Raw genomic sequence first — 7,394 nt, 5'->3', positions numbered from 1 at the left:
TTACTAGGACGTCCTAGTAAATTTGGAGTATGGACGCTGACGCGATCGAGGAAGGCCGCCGACGCTGGCAGGCCCGTTACGACAAGGCCCGCAAGCGGGACGCCGACTTCACCACGCTCTCCGGGGACCCGGTCGAGCCCGTGTACGGCCCCCGGCCCGGGGACCACTACGAGGGGTTCGAGCGCATCGGCTGGCCCGGTGAGTACCCCTTCACCCGCGGACTGCATCCCACCGGCTACCGGGGCCGCACCTGGACCATCCGCCAGTTCGCCGGCTTCGGGAACGCCGAGCAGACCAACGAGCGCTACAAGATGATCCTGGCCGCCGGCGGCGGCGGGCTCTCCGTCGCCTTCGACATGCCGACCCTGATGGGCCGCGACTCCGACGACCCGCGCTCGCTCGGCGAGGTCGGCCACTGCGGTGTCGCCATCGACTCCGCCGCCGACATGGAGGTCCTCTTCAAGGACATCCCGCTCGGCGACGTGACGACGTCGATGACCATCTCCGGTCCCGCCGTGCCCGTCTTCTGCATGTACCTGGTCGCCGCTGAGCGCCAGGGCGTCGACCCGGCCGTCCTGAACGGCACGCTGCAGACCGACATCTTCAAGGAGTACATCGCGCAGAAGGAGTGGCTCTTCCAGCCCGAGCCGCATCTGCGCCTGATCGGCGACCTGATGGAGCACTGTGCGCAGGGCATCCCCGCGTACAAGCCGCTGTCGGTCTCCGGCTACCACATCCGTGAGGCCGGCGCGACGGCCGCACAGGAGCTCGCGTACACCCTCGCCGACGGCTTCGGCTACGTGGAGCTGGGCCTCTCCCGCGGCCTGGACGTCGACACCTTCGCCCCCGGCCTGTCCTTCTTCTTCGACGCGCACCTCGACTTCTTCGAGGAGATCGCCAAGTTCCGCGCCGCACGCCGGATCTGGGCCCGCTGGATGAAGGAGGTGTACGGCGCGAAGACCGACAAGGCCCAGTGGCTGCGCTTCCACACCCAGACCGCCGGTGTCTCGCTCACCGCCCAGCAGCCGTACAACAACGTGGTGCGCACGGCGGTCGAGGCACTGTCCGCGGTCCTCGGCGGTACCAACTCCCTGCACACCAACGCCCTCGACGAGACCCTCGCACTGCCCAGCGAGCAGGCCGCCGAGATCGCGCTGCGCACCCAGCAGGTGCTGATGGAGGAGACCGGCGTCGCCAACGTCGCCGACCCGCTGGGCGGTTCCTGGTACGTGGAGCAGCTCACCGACCGCATCGAGGCCGACGCGGAGAAGATCTTCGACCAGATCAGGGAACGCGGCCGCCGGGCCCACCCCGACGGGCAGCACCCGATCGGCCCGATCACCTCCGGCATCCTGCGTGGCATCGAGGACGGCTGGTTCACCGGCGAGATCGCCGAGTCCGCGTTCCGCTACCAGCAGTCCCTGGAGAAGGGCGACAAGAAGGTCGTCGGCGTCAACACCGCGACCGGCTCCGTCACCGGCGACCTGGAGATCCTGCGGGTCAGCCACGAGGTCGAACGCGAGCAGGTGCGGGTCCTGGCCGATCGCAAGGCCGGCCGCGACGAGGCGCTCGTGCGGTCCTCGCTGGAGGCGATGCTGACCGCCGCGCGCGACGGTTCCAACATGATCGCGCCGATGCTCGACGCCGTACGGGCGGAGGCCACGCTGGGCGAGATCTGCGACGCCCTGCGCGACGAGTGGGGCATCTACACGGAGCCGCCCGGCTTCTGAGCCCGTCGCGGGCCCCTCGCCGCCCGGCTCAGCGGGGCAGGGCGGCGAGGCCCGACACCAGCAGCGACGTGAACCGCCGCGCCCACTCAGCGTCCACCGGCTGCGCGCTCACCAGCGCCCGGTGGACCACCGCGCCGGCCACCACGTCGAAGATCAGGTCCGTGTTGCGGGCCTCCGCCTCGGGGTCGGCCTCGTACGGAAGCTCGCCGCGGGCCTGAGCGCGTTCCCGGCCCTCGACGACGAGCCGCTTCTGCCGCTCGACGATCGCCGACCGGATGCGTGTCCGCAGCGCCTCGTCGCAGGTGGACTCCGCGACGACGCCCATCAGGGCCGTCTTGGTCTCGGGCTGCCCGAGCAACTCGGCGAACTGGAGCACCACACCCTCCACGTCCGCGACCAGGCTGCCGCGGTCGGCGAGTTCGAGCTCGTCGAAGAGGACGGCCACGGCGTCGACGACCAGCTCGTTCTTGTTCGCCCAGCGGCGGTACAGCGTGGTCTTGGCGACCCCCGCCCGCGTGGCGACGTCCCCCATGGTCAGCTTCGACCACCCCAGCTCGACGAGGGAGGCGCGGGTCGCCTCCAGGATCGCCGTATCGGCCTCGGCGCTGCGAGGCCGTCCCGTACGACCGGTACGGGGTGCTGCGGGGTGGGTGCTGCTGGACATGCCCGCGACCATACCCGCCGGTAAGGAGAAAGGAGGCTGTGAGGCAGCTCACCGGAAAATGCTTCACACTGCCGGACCCACGCAGATACGCTACGACCCGTAGCGAAAGCCTCTGACCGGCTCGTCGCGACAACCACAGGCGCCATGGTGGGGACCCGGCGCCGACATCTCGGAATCGCAGGACCGGCCGCCGAGTCGATCACGGTCGACGGAGGGGTCGCACCCCGGGGCCGCCTGCCGACGGCCGGGGAGAGCGGCTTTTCATTTGTGCGCGCGGAAGGGGGAGGATGTACTCATGCAGCCTAGGAACATGTCCATGAGCGGCGTCGTCGACCTCGCCGCGGTGAAGGCGGCCAATGAGGCCAAGGCGAAGGCGGAGCAGGCGAGGGCCGAGGCCGCCCGTCAGGGTGGCGGTCAAGCCGTGTCCCCTGCCGGCCTGGTGATCGACACCGACGAGGCGCGCTTCGAGCGCGACGTCCTGCAGCGCTCCACCGAGGTCCCGGTCGTCATCGACTTCTGGGCCGAGTGGTGCGAGCCGTGCAAGCAGCTCGGCCCGCTGCTGGAGCGCCTCGCCACGGAGTACAACGGCCGGTTCGTTCTCGCCAAGGTCGACGTCGACGCCAACCAGATGCTGATGCAGCAGTTCGGGATCCAGGGCATCCCCGCGGTGTTCGCGGTGGTGGCCGGCCAGGCGCTGCCCCTCTTCCAGGGCGCCGCGCCGGAGGCGCAGATCCGCCAGACGCTGGACCAGCTGGTGCAGGTGGCCGAGGAGCGCTTCGGCCTCACCGGCATCGTGGTCGACCCGGACGCCTCGGGGGAGACCGCACAGGCCCCCGCCCCGGCCGGCCCTTACGACGCACTGCTGGAAGCGGCCGTGCAGGCCCTGGACGCGGGCGACTTCGGCGGCGCGGTCCAGGCGTACAAGAACGTGCTGTCCGACGACCCGGGCAACACGGAGGCGAAGCTCGGCCTCGCGCAGGCCGAACTCCTCGGCCGCGTGAAGGACATGGACCCGCAGAAGGTCCGCGACGCCGCTGCCGCCGACCCGGCCGACGCCACGGCGCAGATCGCCGCCGCGGACCTGGACCTCGTCGGCGGACACGTCGAGGACGCCTTCGGCCGGCTCGTGGAGACGGTGCGGCGCACCGCCGGGGACGAGCGCGACACGGCACGGGTGCGGCTGCTGGAACTCTTCGAGGTGGTCGGTCAGGACGACCCGCGGGTGACGGCGGCCCGGCAGGCGCTCGCGCGGGTGCTCTTCTGAGCCACTCCTGTGATGTCGCTGAGGTTTCGGCGGCGTCTCACCGGGCCCCGGCCGGACGTTCATTGACAGCCGTTATGACAAGGGTGTCCTGAGGGTGGCGTTCTGACGGATTTGCGGCGGTGGCGCTGACACGGCGTCACCGCCGTTTTGGCGACACAGTGACAAAACGCGGCGCGGCTTTGCCAAAACTTGGTAAACGGGTGGCCGGGTTACTCCGAGTACAGCAACGGCCTTGTTCTGTCCGGTTATCGATGGCTATCGCCCTCTGTGTCGGCGGTGCGGACGGCACCCAGCGTGCTCGCGCGACATCGCGCGGTCGTGGCGTGGTTATCAGGCCGTTACTAGCCAGTAACGAACCCCCTTGCGCCCTGGCGTGGAATGGACCACGATCGGCGACGCTCGGTCCAATACCGCACCAGCCCGGCTCCCAGTCGTGCCGCGGCCCATTGGGTCCCCACCGGGCCGATCGGCGTCCCAGGCGCCGGTCGCGGACAGGGGGGTTCCTGCCACAGAACGGCAGGGCCTGTCCGGCAGGTTGTGCGTGACGAGTCAGGCGCGACCAGTGGTTGTCGCTCGGGGGTGATCGCCGGTGTTCTTCGGACGCACGTCGCGCCTGAAGACCAGGCGCTCTCCTTCCCGAGGACGTAGCACTTCTCCCATCCCAGGACGGGCCCGCGGGTCCGGACCGGAGATGTACGTCCGAGAAGGAGGAAAGTCATGGAGTCTATGGCTCGCGGTGGAACCAGATGGAAGCGGTTCGCCCTTGTCATGGTGCCGAGCGTGGCCGCGACGGCTGCGATAGGCGTCGGCCTGGCACAGGGGGCGCTCGCCGCGTCCTTCGCGGTGTCGGGCCAGGAGTTCAAGGTCACGGCCGGAAAGCTCGTCGGAACTGGGTTCTCCCAGTACGGCGGCGTCGACATGGGGTACAAGGACCTCAAGGGTGACGAGAAGGTCGCGCACCCCGTTGCGATCTCGACCTTCAAGAACGCGTCGATCACCAAGATGTGCCAGTCGGTGGTCACCGACGTCCCGTTCGTCGGCAAGATCACGCTGAAGCTGACGGCCGGCGACAAGGGCACGGCCGTCCAGGCCGAGAAGCTCTACCTGGACGTGTCCGAGCTGGACGCGAACGCCAAGTTCAAGAACATCGACATCGGCGTCGCGGCCAAGGACACCGACAACCCGGGCACCGGCAAGGGCCCGGCGGTCAAGGACACCTCGATCCTGCCCAACGGGTTCGCCCAGCAGGCGGAAGAGGTCGAGCTGACCGGTGTCGAGCAGAAGGCGTGGGCGACGACCGCCGGCACCTTCGAGCTCAGCGGTCTGAGCATGCGCCTGCACAAGGGCGACGGCCCCAAGGTCGAGTGCTACTGACGGTAGCCCCGTCCGGGCGGGCGGGTGAGACTCTGGCAGCTTCGCCCGCCCGCCACTCTCTTCACACAGCAACGCCAGTACCAGGGAGCTGTTTTCCATGAGCGCCGAGACTGCAGTGTCACAGGGGCGGGACGAGCACTACATCCGCGTCCTCCGGCGGAACTTCCGTACCTGGCGGGGGCAGCGGCCCTTCTGGGCGGGTCTGCTGACCCTGCTCGGCGGGATCCCCATCGCCTACTTCCCGTATGCGACCTTCAAAATCGGCCACATGAACCTCGCGATGCAGACGACGGCGGGGGCCGGCTCGCTGATCATCGGCGTGCTGCTGGTGACGCTGGGTCTGACGATGTGGTTCCAGCACATCGTACGGGTGTTCGCGGGTGTCGCCACGATTCTCCTGGCGCTGGTGTCCCTTCCGATCGCCAATCTGGGCGGCTTCATCATCGGGTTCGTCCTGTCCCTCACGGGCGGCGCGCTCTCGCTGTCGTGGGCGCCCGGGAAGCCCGTGAGCGCCGACGAGGCGCCCGCCGTCCAGCAGGCCGCGCCCGACAGCCCCGCCGTACCGGAGCAGCGTGACGGCTTCGGCGCGGACATGCACGAGACATCCATCGAAGGCAACGGCGGGAGGAACAGTGCCGGGTGACGTGACACCACCGCTGACCGCGGACGCGGGCGGCGACGGCTCGCGGGAGAGAAAGGGGCCGCGCCACGCCGCGCCCAGGAAGTCTCTGTTCCACAAGTTCCAGATGCCCGCGAGCAAGGCGATAGCCCTGGCCGCGATGCCCACCGCCGTCTTCGTCGGCATGGGGCTCACCCCGAAGCTGGCCCTGGCCGACGACAAGGACATCCCCTTCGCTCCCGGCCCGTGCGTGACCCGCTCCGACGAGCCTTCGGAGTCGCCGTCCGCGTCGGAGTCCGAGACGGCGAAGCCGTCCGAGTCACCGTCCCCCTCGGACACGGCCGATCCGGAGCCGACGCCGAGCCCCACGTCCGGAGCCGGAACGGGCGACGGGGCGCAGGAGCCGAAGCCTGCCGAGAGCCCGTCCGCCTCCGCGGCCGGATCCGAGCAGGCGGCGCCCGCGCCGGAGCCCACCCCGAGCCAGTCGACCAACCCGCTCGACCCGCTGGGCGTGGGCGACAAGGTCAAGGAGATCATCGACGGCATCGGCGACACGCTGAAGGGCGAGCCGTCCGAGACGCCGTCGCCGAGCGAGACCGCGACGCAGCCGGCCGAGGAACCCTCGGCCTCCCCGTCGGAGGCGCCTTCGGAGGCACCGGCGGAGGAGCCCGCGGAGAAGCCCGCCGACGCCGTGGGCGACACGGTGGACGAGACGGTCGACAAGACCAAGGAAGCGATCAAGGACGCGGCGGACAAGGCCGGCGCCGAGGTCGAAGAGCTGGACGAGGACGTCAAGGGACTCGACCCCAAGCAGGACGAGGCCATCCCGGACGGCGCCAAGCCGCGCTTCCCGTGCCCCACCCCGGACCCCGAGGCCCTGGCCGACGCCCAACTCGAGCCCGGCCGGCCGCTGCTCCCGGACGACCCGTGGATCCTCGAGAGCTCCATGCTCACGCTGACGGGCCTCGACTACCACGGCATCGTGGAGGTCAAGACCGGCAGCGGCAAGATCAAGAAGGTTCTGAAGTTCACCGCGACGGGCGTGGACATCAAGGACCTGCACCAGCTCGTGGTCGGCCCGAACGGCACGACCGCGCACGTCGAGGCCGCCAAGGGCTCCACCTCGACGATCCGCGACGGTGAAGTGACCATGTACACGGAGGAGTTGAAGGGCAACCTCTTCGGCATCATCCCGATCACCTTCAGCCCGGAGACCCCGCCGCCGCTGAACGTCCCCTTCGCCATGTTCACCGACGTGAAGGTCACCCAGGCCGGCCAGTTCGGCGGGACGCTGACGGTCCCCGGCCTGCACAACTACTTCACCGGCGCGAAGGGCTGACCCCCGAACCACCGGGAGCCGCGAAAGAGGCTGTGGGCCGCACCCGTTCAGGGGGGTGCGGCCCACAGTCGTTCCCGGAAGAGGCCAGCCCGAGCCGGCCGATCTGATGAAGTACATCCTGGAGAACTGGTAGGCAGATGAGGATCCGAGTAGCGGCCGCGGACGATCCGCTCACGGTGCAGTTCGAACCGTCGGGGATGGAGTACGAGCTGTCCCCGGGCGAGCACCTGGACGTCGAGTGGCCACCGGTCGCCCCCGGTGAGATCGCTGGGGACATCGACTACGGAGCCGACATGGTGACCATCTCGGCACGCGGCAGCGGGTTCGCCCGCGCCTGGAACACGGAGGGAGTCGAAGTCACGACCTGAGCCCGTCTCCGGAGCGATGGAGGGGCGGCACCGCGA

At 69.6% G+C, this 7,394-nt stretch carries 7 protein-coding genes; 6 read left to right on the top strand and 1 reads right to left on the bottom strand.

The genetic code is table 11. The features are described from left to right. Positions 1-29: 29 nt before the first annotated feature. Positions 30-1,730, top strand: a complete 1,701-nt coding sequence (locus ACWGH4_RS27020) for an acyl-CoA mutase large subunit family protein (RefSeq protein ID WP_453465529.1) — start codon at positions 30-32, stop codon at positions 1,728-1,730. Between the two features lie 28 nt (positions 1,731-1,758). On the opposite strand, the gene ACWGH4_RS27015 is transcribed toward ACWGH4_RS27020, so the two are convergent. Continuing rightward, complete coding sequence (locus tag ACWGH4_RS27015; protein WP_441266122.1) at positions 1,759-2,406, bottom strand: TetR/AcrR family transcriptional regulator C-terminal ligand-binding domain-containing protein; 648 nt, start codon at positions 2,404-2,406, stop codon at positions 1,759-1,761. 283 nt (positions 2,407-2,689) lie between these two features. Between ACWGH4_RS27015 and ACWGH4_RS27010 the strand changes: the two genes are divergently transcribed. The 5 genes from ACWGH4_RS27010 to ACWGH4_RS26990 all read left to right on the top strand — a co-directional run bounded on the left by ACWGH4_RS27010 (position 2,690) and on the right by ACWGH4_RS26990 (position 7,358). Next, positions 2,690-3,658: a tetratricopeptide repeat protein gene (locus tag ACWGH4_RS27010; protein ID WP_441266121.1), complete on the top strand. Its 969-nt coding sequence runs from the start codon at positions 2,690-2,692 to the stop codon at positions 3,656-3,658. A 717-nt stretch (positions 3,659-4,375) separates the two neighbouring features. Then, on the top strand, positions 4,376-5,032 hold the full coding sequence (locus ACWGH4_RS27005; protein WP_453465526.1) for a DUF6230 family protein: 657 nt from the start codon (positions 4,376-4,378) through the stop codon (positions 5,030-5,032). A 97-nt stretch (positions 5,033-5,129) separates the two neighbouring features. Then, a complete protein-coding gene (locus ACWGH4_RS27000) occupies positions 5,130-5,675 on the top strand; it encodes a DUF6114 domain-containing protein (protein WP_453465524.1) in 546 nt (181 codons plus the stop codon). Continuing rightward, positions 5,665-6,990: a hypothetical protein gene (locus ACWGH4_RS26995; protein WP_453465522.1), complete on the top strand. Its 1,326-nt coding sequence runs from the start codon at positions 5,665-5,667 to the stop codon at positions 6,988-6,990. Before ACWGH4_RS27000 ends, ACWGH4_RS26995 begins: the two co-directional genes overlap by 11 nt. Positions 6,991-7,127: 137 nt before the next feature. Beyond that, positions 7,128-7,358 carry a hypothetical protein gene (locus ACWGH4_RS26990; protein WP_453465520.1) on the top strand — a complete coding sequence of 77 codons (231 nt, stop codon included), beginning with the start codon at positions 7,128-7,130 and terminating at the stop codon, positions 7,356-7,358. The last annotated feature ends 36 nt before the right edge of the window (positions 7,359-7,394 follow it).

This window comes from Streptomyces sp. NPDC054847 (genome assembly GCF_053610925.1).
Note: the sequence above shows the minus strand (reverse complement) of the source record. Positions and strands in the feature narration are given on the sequence as shown.